The sequence below is a fragment of the Wolbachia endosymbiont (group B) of Gerris lacustris genome (genome assembly GCF_964028355.1).
GTDB lineage: Bacteria > Pseudomonadota > Alphaproteobacteria > Rickettsiales > Anaplasmataceae > Wolbachia.
The window spans coordinates 162355-184419 of sequence record NZ_OZ034761.1; the positions used below are offsets into that span (position 1 = coordinate 162355).

The following is a 22065-nucleotide window of genomic DNA, read 5'->3' on the forward strand; positions in this document are numbered from 1 at the left end:
TGCTATTTTAATAATGAGTAGCAGGTCTCTTTGCTTTTTTCATTTGTGATACCTTTTTCTATAAGAACACTTTGTATAGAGGTAGGTACTTGGATGCTAGCTTGGGTTTGCGAATCAGCACTATTTAATATTCGGTCTTTCTTACTATTATAGGCTTTTTTAAATCCATCGATTTGCTTTTGACTTAAATTTTGTGAAAATGCCTTTTCTACATATGAGTCTAAAAGACTAGCAATTGTATCATAATTGCCACTTGTAATTTTTGCTGTGATAGTTTTTTGTACTTCTAAAAAATCAATCCTTACTGATTTCCATGCTATACCACTGCTACAAGCTGCTTGCTTCATTACTTGTTCTAGCTTTTCCACTATACGTAAAGTACAGCCTATTGTCTCCTCTTTTGATAAAGTACTGCTTTCATAAGCTCTACATTTCATGTTGCATTTATTTCCATTGAACCAGCTATATAATACATAATAAAGCATCATGTCTGCATTACTAATATTCCCAAGCCTTTCTTGAATAATAGGTGTAGCTGATTTACAGCTGGCCACCTTACCTGGTAAAAATGGCTGTTCAGTATTAGGTATCCAACCTTTTACCCAAGAAACCCAGCTACCTATCAGCGAAGAGTGCCTGCCTGCACCACTGCTTTGAAACTGATCTGCAGTAGCAAAAAGATGGCGACTATGCCTGATATTAGCAACATGCTCTTTTTCTTCCAGAGCTTGGCTTAAGTATTCTGCTACACTTATACGGTTTGTAGAAATAGCTACATCAAGTGGATTTTCATGATCAATACTGAGAAGATTAATATCTGCTTCTTTTTCCTCTACAAGAAACTTGACGGTTTCTAAATGACCATTACTAGCAGCAAAGTGGAGAGGCGTCCAATTATCTGCACCTACAGCATTAACACTTATTCCTTTATCAAGGAAAAATTTTACAATGTCTTTATGTCCATTCTCAGCAGCAACATGTAGAGGCATTTTACTACTCAGATCAACAGCATTAATATTTGCTCCTTTCTCTTCTACTAAAAACCTTACAGCTCCCAAATGACCATGCCTTGCAGCATAGTGTAATGGTGTCCAATTGTCCTGACCTAAATCATTAACATTCATTCCCTGGTTTATTAAAAGTTCTATAACTTTTTGATGCCCACGTTCAGCAGCAATGTGCAAAGGTTTTGCGCTGTTAGCATCTATAGCATTAAAATTTGCTCCCTCAGCTAAAAGCGATCGGACAAAATCCAAATTACCAGAATGGGCAGCATAATGTAATGGCGTCCACATTAAACTAGTATCCGGATCATTAATACTGAGCCCTTGTTGTACGAAGAACAGTACAATATTTTTATGTACGTTATTAGCTGCGGAGTGTATCGGTCTTTTTCCATCATTACTTACAGCTTTAGTATCTGCACCTTCTTCAACCAAAGATTTAGTAGCCTTCAAGCGCCCATGCTGGGCAGCATAATGCAAAGGTGTTAATTGCTGATAATCAGCATTATTAACATTTAATTCTTTTTGCATAAAAAACTCTACGATACGCTCATGTCCATACTTGGCTGCAATATGTAAAGGCCCAGCACCGTAAGCATCTTTATTATTGATGATGTTTCTATCTTGACGAACAAGAAACCTAATAACCTCTAAAAGTTTACTATCATCAATGTGTTTATTATTCCTGCCTTTAGCAGCATAATATAAAGGTGTCCAATTGTCTTTGCCTTTGTCATCAACACTTAGCTGCTTTTGCACAACAAAAAATTCTACTATATCCTTATGACCATACTGAGCAGCATAATGCAAAGGTTTTGCATTACTAGAATCCTGAGCATTGACATTTGCTCCTCTACTTACAAGAAGTTTAATCACTTCCAAATTACCGCCTTTAGCAGCATAATGTAGTGGTATTTGGCTCTCTTTATCTTGATAGTTAACATTCAATCCTCTGCTAAGGAAAAACCCAACAGCATTTTTGTGTCCATGTTCAGCAGCAATATGTAAAGGACTCACACCGTTAATATCAAAAGCAATAATATTTGCTCCTTTGCCTGCAAGAAACTCAATAACGCTCAAATTACCACTTTCAGCAGCATAGTGCATTAATGTTTTATTACTTTTATCTTGGTCACCAATGCTTAATTGTTTTTCTACAGTAAAGAACTCCACAACATCTTTATGACCGTACTCAGCAGCAATATGCAAAGGCTTTAAATTGTTAGAACCTTTGGCATTGATATCTGCTCCTCTACTGATGAGGAACTTTATAACTTCTAAGTTATCACTCTTGGCAGCATAGTGTAATGGCGTCCACTGATTCTTATCTAAATCATTGACACTTAATCCCCTATTGAGGAAAAACTCTACGATATCTTTATGTCCATACTCAGCAGCAATATGCAAAGATTTTGTTCCACTTATCGTTTGATCATGAATGTTTGATCTAAAGTTAATAAGTAGTTTCACAACTTCTAAGTTACCACTCTTAGCAGCTTCATGGAGCGGAGTAAGGTAATCTTTATTATTTCTAGCATTAGTATAAGCCTTTTTTCTAAGAAGAAACCTGACAATCTCTAAATCACCACCTTGAGCAGCTTTGTGCAATGGTGTTAAGTCGTTATCATCTCTAGAGTTAACATCTGCACCTATATTAAAATAGTGTTCAACCTTTCTAAAATCTTTCTGACTTATCGCATCAAATAATCCTGCGTTTGAAAGAGCTTTTATGACTTCTAGGTGGCGCTTTTCTGTAGCAAGTTGTAACGGTATCTTGCCATGAAAATCTTGAACATTAATATCTGCCTCTCTTTCTATAAGCAACTTCACAACCTCTGAGTGACCAGAATCAGCAGCATAATGGAGTGGTGTCCAGCTATTCCAACCAGAAGCATTAATATTTGATCCGCTGTTAAGCAAAAATTCCACTACGCCTTTATGGCCATATTGAGCAGCAATATGTAAAGGTTTTATGTAATGAGACCCAGCATTAACATTTGCCCCTTCTTCTACTAAAAGTTTTATGAGTTTTATGTGGTTTCTATAAGCGGCATAATGCAGTGGTGTCCAGTTATTGTGACCAGAATAATTAACATCAGCTCCTTCTTTAAGGTAATCTTTAACTCTTTGTATGTCATTCCTTCCTACAGAATAAAACATAGCCTCATTTAACAGCAATTCAGTAATTTCTCCATTCTCTTTTTCTTTAGCAAGTTGTAATGGTGTTTTACCGTTTGAATCCCTTGCGTTGGTGTCTGCTCTCTTTTCTATTAGTAACTTTACAAGCTCAAAATAACCTTCCTCTGCAGCATAATGTAATGGCGTTTTATTATTTTTGCCTGGTTCACTAGCACTTACTCCATGTTCAAGCAAGAACTCAGCAACATTTTTGTATCCATTTTTGGTAGCAACATGTAACGGGCTTTCACCACTAATGCTTTTCATGTTTAGGTTCGCTCCTTTACTTTGTAAAAACCTTATCATTGATAAGTCGCCATTTTCTGCTGCAATATGCAACATTCCCCATCCCCACCTGTTAGTCACATCAACATCAGCTCCATTAGTAAGATATTCACTAATTTTATCACGATCTCCCTGCTTAACGGCATTAAATAACACCTTATCTTGTAACAATTTAATAATCTCAGGGTCAGTTGCAAGTTGCAATGGCGTATTTTCTTCAGAATCTTGAATATTGATATCTGCGCCTTTCTCTATCAAAAATTCTACAGATGCTGAATGGCTTTTCTCAGCTGCTTGATGTAAAGCTGTTTTTCCACTTGCACCTTTGTCATCGATACTCAACCCTTCTCTGTTTTTCCTTAGGAAAAACTCCATCACATTTGTATGACCATATTGAGCAGCAACATGCAATGGCTTATTTCTGTTAGTATCCTTAAGGTTGATATCCGCGTCTTCTCCTACCAGAAATTCTACTACTGCCAAGCGTCCATGTCTAGCAGCATAATGTAATGGTGTCCAATTATTCCTACCACGACTGTCAACACCCTCACTTTTCTCTTTTCCTACTATCAAAAACGCTACTATGTCTTCGTATCCATTCCTGGCAGCATAATGCAAAGGCTTTGCATTATAAGACTTAGCATCAACATTTGCTCCTTGCGCCTTTAGAAGCCTAACGATTTCAATGTAACCTTTGCTAGCGGCATCATGCAGCAATGTCCAGTCATTTTCGTCTTTGTAGTTAGGGTCTGCTCCTTCAGCAAGATACTGTTCAACTTTACTTAACTCTCCTTGTTTCACAGCATTAAATAATGCTTTATTATGCAATAATCTTGCTGCTTCCTGATGGTTTTTACCGCTTGCTAGTTGCAAAGGTGTTTTGTTATCAGTACTTTTAGCATCAATATCTGCTCCTTTTTCTATTAAAAATTTTACAACTTCTGGATACCCTTTGTCAGCAGCGTAGTGTAGCATAGTCCAATCATTATTACCTTTATCGTTAATGCTTAGCTCATCCCCGTGCCACCTAAGGAAAAATTCTATAATACTTCTATGCCCGTTATCTGCAGCAATATGTAAAGGCTTATTTCCGTTAGAATCTTGAGCATTAATATTTGCCCTCTTTGTTATCAGAAGTTCTACAATTGCCAAACCACCTCTGCTTGCAGCATAGTGAAGCGGTGTCCATCCATTTCTATTTGCATCATTAACACTAAGGCCAGCTCTTTCCTCTTTCAGAAAGAATTCTACCACGTTTCTACGACCGTAATCAGCAGCAATATGCAAAGGCTTGTTGCCATTTTGATCTCTAGTATTAATGTTCGCCCCTCTTGATATTAGAGCCTGAGCAATTCTTAGATGTCCTCTACTTGCAGCTTCATGTAATACTGTCCATCCATTCTTATCTGAATAATTAACGTTAGCTCCATTATCAAGGTATCTTTCTACATCATTTAAATTTCCCTGCTTTACAGCATGTAATAATGTTTTATTTTGTAATAACCTTTTAATTGGCCCTTCATTAGCTAGTTGCAGAGGTGTTAGATTATCATAGTCAATTGCATTAATATCTGCACCATTCTCTATGAGAAACTCTGCAACTTCAGGGTAGTTGTACTTGGCAGCATAATGGAGTGGAGTCCAATTATTTTTGCCCCTATCATTAATGCTGGCACCTGCCTCATTCGCACCGTTTTTTCTACTGAGAAAATATCTTACAACATCTAAAGAGCCTTTCTCGGCAGCAACATGCAAAGGTTTATCTCCATCTCTACTTTTAGCATTAATATTCGCTCCCTTTTCTTCCACTAAAGACCTGATTAATGGCAAATTATTTCTCACAGAAGCAGCGTGTAAAAGCCCCCATCCCCATCTGTTAGTAGAGTTTACATTAGCTCCATCTCTGAAAGAGTCTTGTACTCTCACTAAATTTCCTTCTTTCACAGCATCAAAAAGTGCTTTATTTAACAATAATTCCTTGACTCCTTCATCCTGGGTAAGTTGTAGAGGTGTTTTGCCACCAGAGTTTTCTGCATTGATATTTGCACCTCTTGTTATCAAAAGCTCCACAACTTCCGACCTGCCCTGCTCAGCAGCATAATGGAGTGGTGTCCAGCTATCTTTACCTAAATCGTTAACACTGAGCTTTTTATCAAGAAAAAACTTTACTATATCCGTATGTCCATTCTTTGCAGCAAGATGCAGAGGTTTATCCCCATCAGCATCTTTAAGATTAATATCTGCACCTTTTTCTCCTACTAAATATCGAACAACTTCAAAGTGATTGCTCTCAGCAGCATAGTGTAGTGGTGTTTTATTATCTTTACCTTTATCATTAACTTTACCGTTGAGTAGAAGCTTCACAATGTTTATGTGGCCATATTGTGAAGCAATATGCAAAGGTTTGTCCCCATCAGAATTTTCAGCATCAATGCTTGCCCCTCTTTCTACTAGAAGCGAAGCTATTAGCAAATGACCTTTTTCAGCTGCACGATGCAACAACGTCCAATCATTACCGCTCAGAGAGTTAGGATCAGCTCCATTGTCAAGATATCTTTGAACTTGAGTATATTCCCCTTGCTCTACAGCATCAAATAATGCCTCATTTTGTAATGACCTGGCAATTTCCTGATTACCAGTTATAAGCTCTAAAGGTGCTTTACCTTGGGCATTCTGGATAGTAATATCTGCACCTTCTTTGACAAGAAAATTTACAGTTTGTGAATAGTTGTTTGCACTAGCATAATGAAGTGGTGTCCAATTATCTCTACCTAAATCATTAATATCCATTCCCTGCTCATCAATGAAAAACCTTACTATTGGCTGATGCCCACTTTTGGCTGCAACGTGTAATGGTTTGTCCTCGTCAGAATTTCTAATGTTAATGTCTGCCCGCTCTCTCGTTAAAAACCTTACGATTTTTAGATGCCCGCCTTCAGATGCATAATGCAGTGGAGTCCAATTGTTTAAATCAGTTGCATTAACAGCTGGCCAACTTTGCACTAAAAGCTCAACCACATCAGAGTAACCATGACGTGCAGCATGATGAAGGAAAATTCTGCCATTTTGATCCCTATAGTCAATATTAACCCTTATTCCTTTAACTTCTTTGTTGAGATAATTTCTCACCTCCGATACTTTATTTTGTTTTACAGCACCAGACAACCCTTCATTTAGTAAGAATTGAATTACTTCAGGCTCGCTTGCCAGATCTACTGGTAACTTTCCTTGAGAATTATGAGCATTAATATTCGCTCCTTTCTTTATAAGAAACTTTACAATCTCAATATGACCTTCTTTAGAAGCATGATGTAAAGCCGTCCAATTATTTCTATCTTTGCTATCAATAGTAGCTTCTTTTTCTTCAATCAAGTACTGTACAACATTAAGGCTATTGCTTGCAGCAGCATAATGCAGGGGCGTCCACTTATTTTCCCCTTGTTCATTAACGCTTAATTCTTGTTGATCGATAAAAAATTCTACAATATCTTTATGCCCATTTTTTGCAGCAATGTGCAAAGGTTTTTCTCTACTATCTGTTCTTGCGTTTATATTTGCTTTTTTTTCTACCAGAAATTCTGCTACTTTTGTATAACCGTTGCGAGCAGCATAATGGAGTGGTGTCCAATTATTTAGATCTGAATAGTCAATATCAATCTCATTTGCAAAAAGACCTTTAATCCTATTAATATCATCACCCAGGTTATCTCCTTTTACAGCATTGAATAACTCTCTACTCCGCAATAACTTTGCCACCTCCTTGTGACTATCTCCTTTTTCAACAGCAAGTTGCAACGGTGTTTCTCCACTTAAACCCGTAGCATCAATATTTGCTCCTTTTTCTATAAGAAATTTTACTACCGGTAATCGATTTTCATAAACGGCATAGTGAAGCGGTATCCAGTTATTTTTTCCTACTTCATCAATATTTGCTTGCTTACTCAGAAAAAGCTCTACCACGTCACCTTTGCCATAAGTAGCAGCAAGATGTAAAGGTGTATTTCCGTCAGAATCTTTAGCGTTAACAACATTTGGATCTTTATTGATAAGTTCTGTTGCTAGCGTTTTATACCCTAAGCTAGCAGCGTAATGTAACGGCTGCCATCCATTTTTCTCGTATGAATAATTAAGATTTTGAATATATTTTCTGACCTTTGATACATCATTTTTCCTTATAGCATCAATCAACGCCTTGCCCTGCAACATTGCTTTAACTTCTTGCCAATTACTTTCACCTTGGGAAAGCTGTTGAGCAAGCTCAAGTGGAGTTACACTATCAGAATTTTCAGCATAAATATCTGCTTCTTTTTTTATCAAAAACTTTACTAAATCGCTGCTACCTTTGTTAACAGCATGATGTAGCGGTGTCCAATTATCCTTTCCTTGATCATTAATATCTAATCCCTTCTCATCAATGAAGAATCTTACAACTTTTGTATGTGCATGGCTGGACGCAATATGTAAGGGTTTATCTCCATCATTAGTTGTAGCATTAATGTTTGCTCCTCTTTTCACTAGTAGCTTTACCAGCTCTTGAGCTTCTGTTTTTTTATTAGCAGTATAATGTAACGGGGTCCATCCGTTATTATCTTCACGATTAATTTCAGCTCCTTCCTCAAGGCATTTTTTGATCTTGTTAATATTTCCTTCTTCTATTGAATTAAGCAATGCTTTACTCAATAATAACTGTGTTGTTGCCTGATGGTCTTTTTCTTTAGCTAATTGTAACGGTGTTTTGTTACCGGAATTTATAGCGTCAATATTTGCTCCCTTTTCAAGAAGAAGCTCTACAATATTTTTATGACCTTGATCAGCAGCAATATGTAAAGGCGTATTTCTCTCATGGTCTTTAGTATTAATAACATTTGAATCTTTTTTTATGAGCTCTTCTGCTGAAGCTTTATAACCTAAACTTGCAGCATAGTGTAATGGAGTCCACTTATTACTTTCATACAGATAGCTAACTTTAGCTTTCCTCTGAATAAGATTTTCAACTTCTGTAATATCATTCTGCTTTACGGCATCAATTAATGCCTTACCTAGCAGTATTTCTTTCACTTTTTTATAGTCCTTGTCTTTAATGAGATCAAATGGAGTTTCATTGCCATAATTTTTAGCATTGATATTTGCTTCCTTTTTCTCTACCAAGTACCTAACGACATCAACGCGATTACTTTCAGCAGCATAATGTAGGGGTGTCCAATTATCCTTTCCTGGGTCATTAACACTTAATCTTTTTTCATCCAGAAAGAACTTTACGATATTTTCATGTCCATTCCTTGCAGCAATGTGTAAAGGCTTATTATTATCAGAATTTCTAGAATTAATGTCTGCATTTTTATCTACTAAAAACCTTACAAATTCCAAATCATCTACTGTTCTATTAGAAGCGTAATGTAAGGCTGTCCAACCATTCTGATTTTTATAATCAATTTCTCCTTTTTCAAGACATTCCTGAACTTTTTTACTACTTCCTTCCTTTGCAGCATCAAGCAATGCTTTATTTTGTCGTAACTTTTCCTTTTCTGATTCTTTACTTTTTAAAAAGTCCGTAATAGTTTGATACCCTTCTCCCTCAGCAAGCTGTAATGATGTTTTACCATCAGGATTTTTTTTGCTAATATCTGCTCCATTTTCTACGAGAAATACCACAACTGAGTACTTACCTTCTTCAGAGGCGTAATGCAATGGTGTCCAAGCACCATTAGCTAGAGCACCAATCGTTGCGTTTTTTCCTACTAAAAACTTTACCATCTCAAGTTCACCTTTTTTAGCGGCATAGTGAAGTGGCGTCACGTAATCTTTTCCTGGATCATTAACATCCATTTTTTTCTCATTAATAAAAAACTCTACGATTTTTGTATGTCCATTATCTGCAGCAATATGTATAGGCTTCTGCTGAGCATTGGTTTTACCATCGATAAGGTTTATATCTGTTAAGTTTGCTAAAAATTCTGTAGCGTTTAAGTTTCCATACTGAGCAGCATAGTGTAGCAAATTCCACCCATCTACGTCAGAATGCCCAGCAATAGTCACATTAGCGTTTATAAGTTCTACAACTTTTCTGTTATTATTATTTCTTATAGCTTGTTTTATATTTTCAAACTGCTCTGATAGCATCTAACCCTCTCTAAAATTGACAAAATCCTCACCAAAAAGCTCTTTGCATTAATAGGTTATGTATAAACATTTTACAGTGCAATATTTATTTTAAAAATGCAAGTTTTGGATTAAAGGAAAACAGAAAAGACCGGAAAGTAGAGTAAACTCAATAATTACAAAATAGAATACAGTCTACTGGAATAAAGTAATTTCCTGCGCGAAACAGCGCTATCCATGTTAAAGAATTAAAAAAATGGAATTGCTGTCTTTCTATAGTAAAAGTACAAATAACTGATTAGGTGGCTTTAGGAAAGAATGCTGAAACAATACCTTAACTTCTCTACTCTGAGATTGATGTGCATTTAACATCCCCTTTGAAGCCTGTATTAGCAAGAGCTTTAATCACTAAATGGACAATGTCACGCAAAGTTTCATCCTTAATTTTCCTGTATTCCCTCACTAGCCTCGATATTTCTTCGCTACCTACATCACTATGAAAGGCCTTATCATGCAAATCTTCAGAGGCTTTGGTAAAAAAATATGACATATCAACTGATAGTGCTTCTGCCAATTTATATAACCTATCAACTATAAGTCTAACTTCTCCAGTTTCATATCCTTGTATATGCTGAAATGAAATTCCAAGCTTTTTTCCTAAGTCCCTTTGGCTAAAACCACACATTAGCCTTCTTTTCCTTATTCTTTCACCTATTTCTTTATCAATAGGGTGTTGTTCAGCTTGCACAATCATTTGTTAATATCTTAATTTATATATCAAAGCAATACTAACTCTCATTGTAACCTTGAGAAAAAGATTTTACTAACGTATAAACTACACTACGCAACCTTTTGCTCTTAATTTCGTTATATCCTTTGACTAATTTTAGTATTTCTTCATCGTAACTTTCATGTGAGTCGGCGTGCATATCAGTAAAAAAATCAGCAACATCGATCGATAGGGCTTTTGCTAAGTCATACAGTCTACTGGCTAAAATGCAATTTGAACCATTTTCGTACCTTTGTATCTGCCTATATGAAACACCTATTCTTTTTCCTAACTCAGTTTGCGTTAAACCACAGTATAACCTAAGTTCCTTTATTTTTTTGCCTAATTGCACCTTTAATTTCAGTTATTCAATTTACAACAAATTTTATGAAGTGGAAAAACAGTCAACAAAAAAATTGCTTCAATAATTTCTGTCTTTCGCTAATTAAATTATGTAGCGTTATATACCTTTTCTCAATTTCCCTCATCTCTTTTTCTCGTTCTGCAATGCTATTTCGTATTACTTCAGCCGAATATCTGCTTTTACCACTTGCAAACTCTGATCTTAATCTTCTAACCTTATATTCAAGCTCAAAAAATCTTTCATGCTGCTCGAGAAGTTCTATCATGTGACTGATTTCAGAACTTAACTTTTCTTCCTCAACATCTCTCACAATAAAAGAAAGCAGAAGCTTATCTATTTGGTAATCAATATTTGGTTGAGTAGCAAATAGATTGATCATAGCTTTTACATCAGTAGGATTTGCAACTAATAAGCTAAAATTACTACATAAAAAACTATAGAACTTTATCGTCTTCACAAGATAATTTTTCATATCTTGTGATAATTGCAATTCTTTGTGAATTCCTGACAGCAATATTTTTAATTCTTCCAAGTATTCTACATCAAAATTACCTACTTCTTGAGGTAGAAGGATCATTAGCAGCTTTTTTACAAGCTCAACATCATTTGATTTTACTGCATTATAAAGAGCTTTATCCTTATCTTCTTTTAAATCATAAAGCTCCGACGAGTTATCTATGCTGAATAGATATTCAGTATTTCCTTGAGGAGAGTAGATTAAAATGTCCACTTCTCTTAGCGGGTGGTCATCATTAAACTTTTCTAGTAACTGCTTATCGGTAGTTTCCTCTATTGCTACAGCAGCTTTACTGATCTTTTTCAGTTCAGAAACATTATCTCTTGAATTTTCAAGTATGTCTTTAGCCTTGTCTAGCAACTGCTCATATAGAATTATTTTTTCTTCATCATCAAGTAGCTGACAATGCTTCTTCAACTTTTCAGTGGAGTAAGACAGGAGATCCATTTCTTTCAACTTTACAATCACAATACCCAACTTTTATTGAAATTGAAATAATTTTTACAAGATGTGTTTTTCTAGTGTAAATGCCCGTTAAACTTGTTATTATAACTCAAAGTAAATCAATAAGTCGTGTAATATTAACAATTAAATAATATTTATCACGATATGATCGAATAGTAATGAAATTAAGTGAGGGTTACAATGAAAAAAATAAATGGTAAAAAATTGTCTAGTAAAATGTTAAAAGCAGTAGAGCAAATAGCAAAAGAAGGGTTATTACCTAATTTTATAAAAGCTGCTCCAACAGCAAATAAAAAGATTAGTAAATTGCCTGTCTTAACATATCCTGAGGAGCTCAATCCATTTCGATCAGCTTTATCCAAGATAAGGCTAAGTGAATATGAAAATATGAAACTAAATGAATTCTTGGACAAAGCTATTGCAGCTGAAAATATAGACAAATTAAGTAAAATCGTCGATGAAGCTTTGGATCTAGGAATAAGAATAAATGCTGCCAATGAGGATGGCTTTAGTTTTTCTAACGTTGCAATGTTTAAGATGTATCGTGATGAATTCAAAGGAAATAAACAAGAAGATATAATCAGAAAGTTATCCTTACATGGAGCAGATTTTAATGTACAAGTTGATAAGAAAATAACTGAAATTCATCAAAAGGTGCAAAAAGAAATTGAGCCACAAATATATAGTAGGCTCAAAAAACTCAGGGAAGTTAGAGAGAACGCTACTATAGAAGGAACTGTTGAAAATGTAGAAATCGATAATAAGACCTTCTATATTGAATTTTCACATAGCTGCATAGTTGATGTTGCAAGAGTTGTAGAAGGTGCAAAAAATTTAGGCTTAAGTAAAGGAGACTTAAACCTTGGTGGCAATATCATAAAAATAGGTGATGGTGAAGTTGAAGTCAAAACTGGGAAAGACGGTAAAAGAAATTACGTATATATATCCGATAACAGCGGTTTTGCAGTCACATTTTATACTAGCCTAGGAGAGCTAAATTTAATGGTATATCATGACACAGAAGACTATCATCAAGTACAAGTTGAGGTGGAAAACGAAGAAATGTGGAATGAGTTGCAAAAAATAGGAGAAATCATAGGACAGGGGTGTTTATTTGGTGGAATGTCTGTTAAAGAAGTAGTAGAAAAAGGCAGCTTTACTAGGTGTGGAAGATGGGGCGATCCAAATTCTAAGAGTAGTGAGACTTTTTCTTGGGAGTGTTAAATAAACTGTGTCAAGCCGCATTTTTAGTTCAACTCAATTTTCAGTCTGTTGGGAAAGAAAATGTCAAGCTGAGACATAGTTAATGCCCAATTAGGCAAAGCTGTAGTCCACTTTTGCTCTACCTTTTTTATAGCACAATATACCTTTTGTACAAGGCATTTGTATTAGTAAATGAGCCCTTAGTTTTAGTAAATTTCCTAATTTGTCTATGCAATCCCTCAATTGGATTGGTGGTGTAAATCAGCTTCCTAACTGGTCCAGAATACTTAAAATAACCAGACAAATTTTCCCAATTGTTTTGCCATGATTTTGTAACCAAGGGATATTTTTCACTCCATTTTTCTTCCAGCTCAAGCAAATAATTCTCAGCAATCTCTTTACTTGAAGCACGATATATTTTTTTCAAATCATTTATGAAAACTTTTACATCTTTGCTAGATACATACTTCAGTGAATTCCTTATCTGATGCACTATGCATAGCTGTACTTCTGCTTTAGGAAATACACTATTTATAGCGGTAGGAAAGCTTTTTAGCCCATCAATACAGGCAATTATACCAATTCCCGCTATACAAGCAACGAATAGACAATAATGGAAAAAAAGCCATACTGGAGTAAGTAAAATAGCGAGGTTTAGATGGCATTAAGATCAAAATTATTGGATGAAAAAGTGGTGGAATCAGCAAAAGAGATGCTGAAGAAAGTAAGAAATAATGCGTATGTTGCAAAAAAACTAAATGCTGTAATTGCAGCAAAAAAGCACAGTATAACAGCTGTAGCAAAAATATGTTGCATTTCGAGAAAGGCAATTACTACATGGATAAAGCACATAAAATTTGGAAGAGAAGAAAAATTATTTTCTCCACCTCAACGCCGTAGAAAAACTATATTGAACCAAAGTCAACTTGAACAAATTGAGGTGTGGATAGAGGAAAACCCCAATATTACTATTAGAGAAATGAGAATAAGAATCCAAGAAAGATTTGGTTTGAATATCAGCAAATCCACAATACATCGTAATATGCAAAGAATGAAATTCTCATATATCACACCAAGACCAGTTCATAGTGGACAGGATAAAAATAAGCAAGAGGAGTTTAAAAAAAAACCTCAATGAAACTATTGTCATGCATTCTGAAAAAGAGCTATTTTTCTTCGATGAATCACGGTTTGGTACACATTCAAAAGTTGGACATGGGTGGTTTAAAAAAGGCAGTAGGACACAGGTTAAGGTAAAATTAGGTAGGGAAAATTTTTATCTCTATAGTGCAGTTAATCCCAGAAATGGAGAGAATTTTAGCTTATTTGCACCAAACGTCAACACTGCTTGTATAAATATATTCCTTGAACAGATGTCGCAATATTTAGGAATACGAAAGGCTTTTCTCGTGATGGATTGCGCTAGTTGGCATAAGTCAAAAAGTTTAAAGATACCTAAAAATATCGAAATTATATACCTACCACCATACTCACCTGACCTCAATCCTGTTGAGAGGTTTTGGTTATATATAAAACAGAACATTTTGCGCAATAAAATCTACGATACAATTGTTCTGCTTGAGAGCGCTTTGTGTAAATTTATTACCTCTCTTTCCCCTTCCACGGCTAAACAACTCTGCAATGCTTCTTATTTGGTTCATTAATAATGAGAGTTGGTATAAGTAGGTGATAAGGATAATTTTAATTATCTCTTTAAAACTTTACTCTTCCCATATTATTGAACACCTTATAATAAAGACTGAGAAGAAAGTTATAAAGGATTCCATATTCTTATCATCATAGCACTGCTACTATAGTAAAGAATAACTATAAGTTTCTTTGAATGATAGTTGAATTTTGATTGAAATTTTGAGGCTATAAAAACCGCAGGTACCAGTTGGTTTTTATTAGCTAAGGTAAAGGTCAAGTATCTGAAATTCTGGACATAAAATCCCCCTGTGAAAAAAAAAAGATTAGAAAAAAATGCAGTGCACATACGACAGAAATTAAGTATGTGTGTATGCACCCACATACGCTGAAGAGGATACGCTACATTTTTTTATGAGTTTAATAAAAAAGGTCTGCAGACAAAGATAAATTTTTGAGCTCAATAAATATCTCTAATTGTAATTATAATCAGATTTAAAATGTGCGGAAGTAATTTTTAGCTAAAGTAAGAATATATTGTAGAAAAAAGAATCCAAAAGTTAGCGTTATTGGTAATCCAAGCGCTAGTCTTGGTGTAACGGCACTGTAGACCTTACAATAAAGACTGAGAGGAAAGTTACAAAGGAAGATTATCATGCTTCTTCCATATTCTTTCTACTTTCTTGTTTTTAAGTAGTTCTAGTGCTTTGTGAAGGTGATACCTTGTTTTGCTTGGCACTATTATATCATCAATATATCCATACGATGCAGCAAAAAATGGATTAGCAAATTTCTCTTTATATTCTTTGATTAACGTTTGCTGGTCTTTTTCATGCCTAAATATAATTTCAACTGCACTTTCAGGGCCCATTACAGCTATCTCAGCGGTTGGCCAAGCATAATTTATATCACCTTTTAAATGCTTTGAGTTCATAACAATATATGCACCACCATACGCTTTTCTAGTGATAAGGCTAATTTTCGGCACGGTCGCTTCAGCGTAAGCGTAAAGCAGTTTCGCTCCGTGTTGTATTATGTTATTGTATTCTTGATTTGTACCTGGCAGAAACCCTGGAACATCAATAAGTGTGATGATGGGAATGTTAAATGCGTCACAAAACCTTACAAACCTCGCAGCTTTTCTTGAAGAGTCAATATCCAAGCATCCTGCAAGGTGCATAGGTTGATTTGCAACAACACCAATAGTATTTCCTCCAATTCTGCCAAAGCCAATTATGATGTTACGAGCAAAATCGGGTTTTAGTTCAAAAAATTTCCTTTCATCACAAACTTTTTCAATAAGTTCATACATATCGTAAGGAGCATTAGGATTATTAGGAACTAGAGTGTTCAAAGACTCATCAGCATCATCAATTAAGTCACAGGTTGTTACAGGTTTTGACACCTCTTGATTATTTGCTGGCAAAAAGGTAAAGAATTTACGCATTTCTAGCAATATTCCAACTTCGGTATTGAATGCGAGATCTGCTACTCCTGTTTTACCTGTATGGACTTTTGCTCCACCGAGATCTTCTTGGCTTACGTTCTCATATGTAACTTTTTTTACTACATCTGGTCCGGTTATAAACATGTATGAGCTGTTTTTTACCATGAAAGTAAAATCAGTTAGCGCTGGAGAGTAAACTGCACCGCCAGCACATGGGCCCATGATTAGAGAGATTTGTGGTATAACTCCGGATGCATTTACATTTCTTTGAAAAATTTCTCCATAACCAGCAAGGGAGTTTACTCCTTCTTGAATCCTTGCTCCACCAGAGTCGTTTAGTCCGATAATTGGAACCCTGGCATTAATTGCCATATCCATAATTTTGCATATTTTCTTCGCATGTGCTGCGCCAAGCGATCCGCCAAAGACAGTGAAATCTTGAGAATAAACAAAAACTTTTCTGCCATAAATAGTACCATGGCCAATTACAACTCCATCACCTAAAAAATTAGCATTTTGCATACCAAAATCAGTTGCTTGATGTTTCACAAACTTATCATATTCCTCAAATGAATTTTCATCGAGCAATATACTCAGCCTTTCTCTAGCGGTTAGCTTTCCTTTTTCATGTTGCTTGTTAACCCTATCAGGACCTCCTCCTTTTTCAGCTTCTAATGTTTTAGTTTCTAGTATTTTAAAGTCCTGCATATCAAGAGGAGTAATTCTTCAATTAATTAAGTATACATTACTTTTTTGAAGTGTCTATTTTTGACCTAAACACTTTCTTAAGGTCTAGCGAAATTGATGAAACTGCACGCATTCACTGTAACTGTCACAAGCAGATTTATAGTCTAGAATTTGAACATTTTTAACACTAAGCATGTACACTGTTTAACAGTGTACATCTGTCAGCTTACTGTTAGAACTTCCTTAGAACGTTGAGATAGATTAGTATTGTCTAGAGTAGAAGAAGGCGTATTGCTTTTTGTTTGCACAAAGCTTTTGGCAGCTTCAACAATCTCATTTATATGAGGTTTTTCTTCTAGCTCTTTAAGGTACTTTGAGAAAATTTCACAATTTTTGTCGTTCATATAGACCATCATTTTACCAAATCCTGAAGCATCTTTTGAGGATAAAACCATTTCAACTGTTTCATCGTAAAAGGTAAAGGTCATTATTACGCTGCCTTTTATATCATGATATTTTCCATCTTTTATTCGAATTATACCATCTCCGATTTTTAGCGCTCCGTCTAAATCTTGAAGTTCTGGATGGTTCAGCAACTTTGTAGGAATGATAGCACACCCTGCTGGATACTTTATAAAATAGCATTGATTGTCTCTTTTTACTGCAACTTTGTTTATTTCACCATTATCAATACTTTCACTTGCAATTTTCTCTAGGTTTGATAAGTAATCTTCACATCTTTCAATTACATCTTCTGGCAATAATTTTAACACTCTCTCACTTACATAATTACCTTTTGAAACGAGATCACACACTTCTTCCCAAATAGGCTTTAATTTATCTTTGTCATTCCCCTTAATATTGTCATCCTTGTGTATGAGATGGTTAAGTCTACATATCAAGCTATCTAGTATTGCTGATCCTCTTTGGGGATCAAATGGAACACTCAGTATAACCTTTTTCTTTTTTGCATCTCTTATAGATTCTAGAAATCTATTTGCAATCTCTGCCACAGCCTGATCAATAGGCAAGTCTTCTGAATCATTATATATGTTATGAGCATTATGAAACTCTCGCGATATATCTAAAATATTTTTTCGCTCATGTTCGTCAATAAAAGCACTTATTTCTTCTGTATAACCCATCTCTTCCAAAGACCCTTTATGTTGCCCTTTATTTGCACTTGATATTTTTTCTGGTATTAGCATAACTACTCCTATTTTACATAATAAACTTAATACAAAACATAATAACTTTAGTATAAGCACATAATCTATCAAGTCAATAGTTAAAGTGAAAAATTTTGATTATAATCAACTATGTATAAAACATGCTCTTAAACTATGCTGAAAATAGCTATAATAGGCCTTCCAAATGCAGGCAAATCAACTCTTTTTAATAGGCTGGTGAGAAGAAAAGCAGCGGTAGTTAGTGACATTCCAGGAGTAACGAGAGATAGGCGTGAAGGAATTGGAAGAATTAGTGATTTAGAGTTTAAAGTTATAGATACAGGAGGATGGAATGACCAAACCAGTTTTTCACTACAAGTTATTGAACAAATAGAGTTTTCTTTATTAAGCGCAGATGTAATTTTTTTTCTTGTTGATGCAAAAGTGCAAAACGAGCAGAACAAAGAGTTTGCAAAGTGGCTGAAGAGAAAAACGAACAAACCTGTAATACTAATAGCAAACAAATGCGAAAGTCATAAATCGGAAAATGTTGATTATTTGCAGTTCTTCAACTTCATAGGTCCGGTGTACATCTCAGCCGAACATAATCTTGGTATGATTGATCTTTATGATGCATTAACTGGTGTTATTGAAAGCATTAGCGTAAACAGGTTACATGTCATTCCAGCGCGTGACGCTGGAATCCAGGAAAAAAATAATATGGATCCCAGTGTCAAGCACTGGGATGACAACAAAGGATCTAATGAATCCAGTAAGCTGAGGGTCGCAATCATCGGCCGCCCAAACGTTGGAAAATCAACTTTTTTAAACAGTTTACTTGCAGAAAATAGACTAATAGTAAGCTCAAAACCCGGTACCACGCGTGACTCTGTGGACATTTCATACGACCATAATGGGAAATTAATCACTCTCATCGACACTGCGGGAATCCGCAGAAAGGCAAATGTTGTTGATAACTTAGAATCAAGATTTGTTGAAAAAAGTATAGAGTCAATAAAGCGCTCTCATGTAGTGATTTTAATGTTAGATTCCTTGCTTGGCGTTGAGCAGCAGGATTTATCAATTGCTGAAGCTGCAATTAAAGGGGGGAAGGGAATTATCATTGTTTTAAATAAGTGGGATTTAATAGGTAAGGATGACAGAAGTAAGTTAATAAAATTTGTCAAACAACAGGAAGTGACTCGGTTATTTTTAGAAGTTCCAACTGTAACAATTTCTGCATTGAAAGGTATGCGCTGTGGTGATGTGATAGATAAGTGTCTTGAAGTGAGTGAATCCTTAAACAAGAAGATCAGCACTGCAAAACTGAATAATTGGCTAATAGATGCCGTGGAAAAACATTCTCACCCACTTATAAAAGGTAGAGCAATTAAAATGAAGTATATTGCTCAAATTGGCACCAAACCTCCAGCTTTTTCTTTGGTATGCAACGTCCCGGAAAGTGTTGATGAGAGTTATAAACGTTATTTGACTAATGGTCTTAGAAAAAACTTCTTTGTTGAAGGTGTACCAGTTAGATTGCTTTTGAAAAAGAATAAAAACCCCTATGTAAAGTAGATAATCTTGTTTTACTAATAATATACTTTTTTATCTTAGTAATATTATTAATAAGTAAATAATATTACTTAAATAAGTAGTTGATAAATTAATATTATATAATAAAGTATTAACTTATTTAGTACTTTTGCTATGAATTATAAAGGACAAGATTTAAGGCCTGGATCTCCACATACTTTCACGGTTGATACACCTTTAGTATTTCAGTGGCTTCCAAAAAGATATGGATACCCGATTCCAGAAAAATATTTGGAAAGATTGAGCAATTGGGCAAAAAGGGAAGATACGCGTGTAGTGAAATTAGTAATAAATGGATCTGGTTTTACTCCTGATACCAACTCTCATTATTAATGAACCAAATAAGAAGCATTGCAGAGTTGTTTAACCGTGGAAGGGGAAAGAGAGGTAATAAATTTACAAAAAGCGCTCTCAAGCAGAACAATTGTATCGTAGATTTTATTGCGCAAAATGTTCTGTTTTATATATAACCAAAACCTCTCAACAGGATTGAGGTCAGGTGAGTATGGTGGTAGGTATATAATTTCGATATTTTTAGGTATCTTTAAACTTTTTGACTTATGCCAACTAGCGCAATCCATCACGAGAAAAGCCTTTCGTATTCCTAAATATTGCGACATCTGTTCAAGGAATATATTTATACAAGCAGTGTTGACGTTTGGTGCAAATAAGCTAAAATTCTCTCCATTTCTGGGATTAACTGCACTATAGAGATAAAAATTTTCCCTACCTAATTTTACCTTAACCTGTGTCCTACTGCCTTTTTTAAACCACCCATGTCCAACTTTTGAATGTGTACCAAACCGTGATTCATCGAAGAAAAATAGCTCTTTTTCAGAATGCATGACAATAGTTTCATTGAGGTTTTTTTTTAAACTCCTCTTGCTTATTTTTATCCTGTCCACTATGAACTGGTCTTGGTGTGATATATGAGAATTTCATTCTTTGCATATTACGATGTATTGTGGATTTGCTGATATTCAAACCAAATCTTTCTTGGATTCTTATTCTCATTTCTCTAATAGTAATATTGGGGTTTTCCTCTATCCACACCTCAATTTGTTCAAGTTGACTTTGGTTCAATATAGTTTTTCTACGGCGTTGAGGTGGAGAAAATAATTTTTCTTCTCTTCCAAATTTTATGTGCTTTATCCATGTAGTAATTGCCTTTCTCGAAATGCAACATATTTTTGCTACAGCTGTTATACTGTGCTTTTTTGCTGCAATTACAGCATTTAGTTTTTTTGCAACATACGCATTATTTCTTACTTTCTTCAGCATCTCTTTTGCTGATTCCACCACTTTTTCATCCAATAATTTTGATCTTAATGCCATCTAAACCTCGCTATTTTACTTACTCCAGTATGGCTTTTTTTCCATTATTGTCTATTCGTTGCTTGTATAGCGGGAATTGGTATTAGCACTGAAGTCTCCTATGATCTATTTTGATTTTGATATCTTACCTAAAGAAGATAAGAAAGTTGGTGAGATTCAGGCTGTGCATGGCTTTTTGGTTGCTGAAAATGACAGAAAAGGTTATGACTATGATGGTATAGCAAGTATTGAAAATGCTATCATTGCTCTAAGCGATGCTGGTAGAGTAAAAATTATGGAAATTTACAATGAAGTAAAGAATAAGTTTCAAAAAGATTATCCTTTGTTTAAGTTATCAGAACATGAGATTTACAAAATTATGGAAGAGATGGTATATTTCACTCTTTCTAATGACGTTCTTCTACTTATATCTAGCTATCAAGATTCTAACAAACGTTACAATAGACGTTTGGAAGAAGCAAGATTGCTTATGCAAGAAACATTTGGGTTTAAAACCAATGGAGGAGAAGTTGATATTCAATATGACAATAGCTGGACGAAAAACAAGGATGAATTGTATACCAAAGAAGAAATTGCAAAAATAGATAGTGATACTAGAGTTGTAACTAGTATGCAAATCAAATCAGTATCCAGATGTGAGCATATGTATAGAGGTTAAAAGTAGTAACATAGTACTTAGGTTACATGAAACGTTGTCAAACAAGAGTTGACTCTTCACAGATATTGTAGTAATTCATTAACTATGTCAGATGTAAATAACAGTTCTATAATTTTTCTCTTATCAAGCGCTGTCGCTTTAATTTTTGCATATGTGCTAGAGTATTTTTTCAATATGATACCGTGCAAGTTATGTATATACGAGCGAGTAGTTTACTATGTTACAGGGCTACTTGCAGTTGCGTATATGTTCAAAGACAACAAAATTCTAATCTATGCGATGTTTTGCAGCTACCTCATTGGTGCAATAATATCTTTTTATCATGTAGGTCTTGAACTCCGCTTATTTCATGATGTTTTAGGCTGTACAGAGCAAGCAAGTGGTAACGTTAGCATAGAAGAGCTAAGAAATAATCTATTAAACCCTAACTACTCTCCATCTTGTGACAGACCTCATTATATTTTTGGTGTTTCGTTAGCAACATGGAACTTAATTTACCTTATAGTAGCTCTATTCTTATCAGGTAAAATGTATTATAGAGAAAGAAATTTAAGGCACAATTGGTGCAAAAAGTAGCAAGAGTAGATGCTGCATTTGTACACCGCTTAGTTGCCACCCAGTTTCCGCAATTTAAAGATTTAT

13 protein-coding genes and 1 pseudogene are annotated in these 22065 nt (G+C 35.0%); 6 read left to right on the top strand and 8 right to left on the bottom strand.

The genetic code is table 11. The features are described 5' to 3' along the window. Positions 1-2: 2 nt before the first annotated feature. The 4 genes from ABWU62_RS00795 to ABWU62_RS00810 all read right to left on the bottom strand — a co-directional run bounded on the left by ABWU62_RS00795 (position 3) and on the right by ABWU62_RS00810 (position 11633). Positions 3-9587 (bottom strand): ankyrin repeat domain-containing protein, encoded by a 9585-nt coding sequence (locus ABWU62_RS00795; RefSeq protein WP_353287179.1) that lies wholly within the window; start codon positions 9585-9587, stop codon positions 3-5. Positions 9588-9909: 322 nt separating this feature from the next. Continuing rightward, on the bottom strand, positions 9910-10320 hold the full coding sequence (locus ABWU62_RS00800) for a helix-turn-helix domain-containing protein (RefSeq protein WP_353287180.1): 411 nt from the start codon (positions 10318-10320) through the stop codon (positions 9910-9912). A 34-nt stretch (positions 10321-10354) separates the two neighbouring features. Continuing rightward, positions 10355-10687, bottom strand: coding sequence for a helix-turn-helix domain-containing protein (locus tag ABWU62_RS00805; protein WP_353287181.1), 333 nt, complete (start codon positions 10685-10687; stop codon positions 10355-10357). 52 nt (positions 10688-10739) lie between these two features. Beyond that, positions 10740-11633, bottom strand: a complete 894-nt coding sequence (locus ABWU62_RS00810; RefSeq protein ID WP_353287182.1) for a hypothetical protein — start codon at positions 11631-11633, stop codon at positions 10740-10742. A 228-nt stretch (positions 11634-11861) separates the two neighbouring features. Between ABWU62_RS00810 and ABWU62_RS00815 the strand changes: the two genes are divergently transcribed. Continuing rightward, a complete protein-coding gene (locus ABWU62_RS00815) occupies positions 11862-12905 on the top strand; it encodes a hypothetical protein (protein ID WP_353287183.1) in 1044 nt (347 codons plus the stop codon). A gap of 23 nt (positions 12906-12928) precedes the next feature. Here ABWU62_RS00815 and ABWU62_RS00820 read toward each other — a convergent pair. Beyond that, a pseudogene (locus ABWU62_RS00820) lies at positions 12929-13461 on the bottom strand (transposase); the annotation flags it as partial. An 81-nt stretch (positions 13462-13542) separates the two neighbouring features. On the opposite strand from ABWU62_RS00820, the gene ABWU62_RS00825 reads away from it, so the two are divergent. After that, a protein-coding gene (locus tag ABWU62_RS00825; RefSeq protein ID WP_353287184.1) for an IS630 family transposase occupies positions 13543-14548 on the top strand; the annotation gives its coding sequence in 2 pieces (ribosomal slippage) (positions 13543-14004 and positions 14006-14548; 1005 coding nt in all). Positions 14549-15168: 620 nt separating this feature from the next. Here the strand turns inward: ABWU62_RS00825 and ABWU62_RS00830 are convergent. Together ABWU62_RS00830 and ABWU62_RS00835 are read right to left on the bottom strand one after the other, a co-directional pair. After that, a complete protein-coding gene (locus ABWU62_RS00830; protein WP_353287185.1) occupies positions 15169-16686 on the bottom strand; it encodes an acyl-CoA carboxylase subunit beta in 1518 nt (505 codons plus the stop codon). Positions 16687-16886: 200 nt separating this feature from the next. Then, positions 16887-17873: a hypothetical protein gene (locus tag ABWU62_RS00835; RefSeq protein ID WP_353287186.1), complete on the bottom strand. Its 987-nt coding sequence runs from the start codon at positions 17871-17873 to the stop codon at positions 16887-16889. Between the two features lie 135 nt (positions 17874-18008). On the opposite strand from ABWU62_RS00835, the gene der reads away from it, so the two are divergent. Together der and ABWU62_RS00845 are read left to right on the top strand one after the other, a co-directional pair. Continuing rightward, positions 18009-19412: a ribosome biogenesis GTPase Der gene (gene der, locus ABWU62_RS00840; protein ID WP_353287187.1), complete on the top strand. Its 1404-nt coding sequence runs from the start codon at positions 18009-18011 to the stop codon at positions 19410-19412. 132 nt (positions 19413-19544) lie between these two features. Continuing rightward, positions 19545-19763 (top strand): hypothetical protein, encoded by a 219-nt coding sequence (locus tag ABWU62_RS00845; protein WP_353287188.1) that lies wholly within the window; start codon positions 19545-19547, stop codon positions 19761-19763. Here ABWU62_RS00845 and ABWU62_RS00850 read toward each other — a convergent pair. Continuing rightward, positions 19760-20765, bottom strand: a protein-coding gene (locus ABWU62_RS00850) for an IS630 family transposase (RefSeq protein WP_353287167.1) whose coding sequence is annotated in 2 segments (ribosomal slippage) — positions 19760-20302 and positions 20304-20765 — 1005 coding nt in all. Because the reading frame shifts where the segments join, the coding sequence is not laid out codon by codon here. The genes ABWU62_RS00845 and ABWU62_RS00850 overlap by 4 nt on opposite strands. A 100-nt stretch (positions 20766-20865) precedes the next feature. Between ABWU62_RS00850 and ABWU62_RS00855 the strand changes: the two genes are divergently transcribed. Beyond that, positions 20866-21423, top strand: coding sequence for a hypothetical protein (locus ABWU62_RS00855; protein WP_353287189.1), 558 nt, complete (start codon positions 20866-20868; stop codon positions 21421-21423). A gap of 84 nt (positions 21424-21507) precedes the next feature. Then, a complete protein-coding gene (locus ABWU62_RS00860; RefSeq protein ID WP_353287190.1) occupies positions 21508-21999 on the top strand; it encodes a disulfide bond formation protein B in 492 nt (163 codons plus the stop codon). Positions 22000-22065: the final 66 nt, after the last annotated feature.

Excerpts from the sequence above, each read along its gene's own strand:
- der (WP_353287187.1), top strand. The coding sequence starts at position 18,009 with ATGCTGAAAATAGCTATAATAGGCCTTCCAAATGCAGGCAAATCAACT.
- ABWU62_RS00855 (WP_353287189.1), top strand. The coding sequence starts at position 20,866 with ATGATCTATTTTGATTTTGATATCTTACCTAAAGAAGATAAGAAAGTT.
- ABWU62_RS00830 (WP_353287185.1), bottom strand. The coding sequence starts at position 16,686 with ATGCAGGACTTTAAAATACTAGAAACTAAAACATTAGAAGCTGAAAAA.
- ABWU62_RS00860 (WP_353287190.1), top strand. The coding sequence starts at position 21,508 with ATGTCAGATGTAAATAACAGTTCTATAATTTTTCTCTTATCAAGCGCT.
- ABWU62_RS00815 (WP_353287183.1), top strand. The coding sequence starts at position 11,862 with ATGAAAAAAATAAATGGTAAAAAATTGTCTAGTAAAATGTTAAAAGCA.
- ABWU62_RS00795 (WP_353287179.1), bottom strand. The coding sequence starts at position 9,587 with ATGCTATCAGAGCAGTTTGAAAATATAAAACAAGCTATAAGAAATAAT.
- ABWU62_RS00845 (WP_353287188.1), top strand. The coding sequence starts at position 19,545 with ATGAATTATAAAGGACAAGATTTAAGGCCTGGATCTCCACATACTTTC.
- ABWU62_RS00835 (WP_353287186.1), bottom strand. The coding sequence starts at position 17,873 with ATGCTAATACCAGAAAAAATATCAAGTGCAAATAAAGGGCAACATAAA.
- ABWU62_RS00800 (WP_353287180.1), bottom strand. The coding sequence starts at position 10,320 with ATGATTGTGCAAGCTGAACAACACCCTATTGATAAAGAAATAGGTGAA.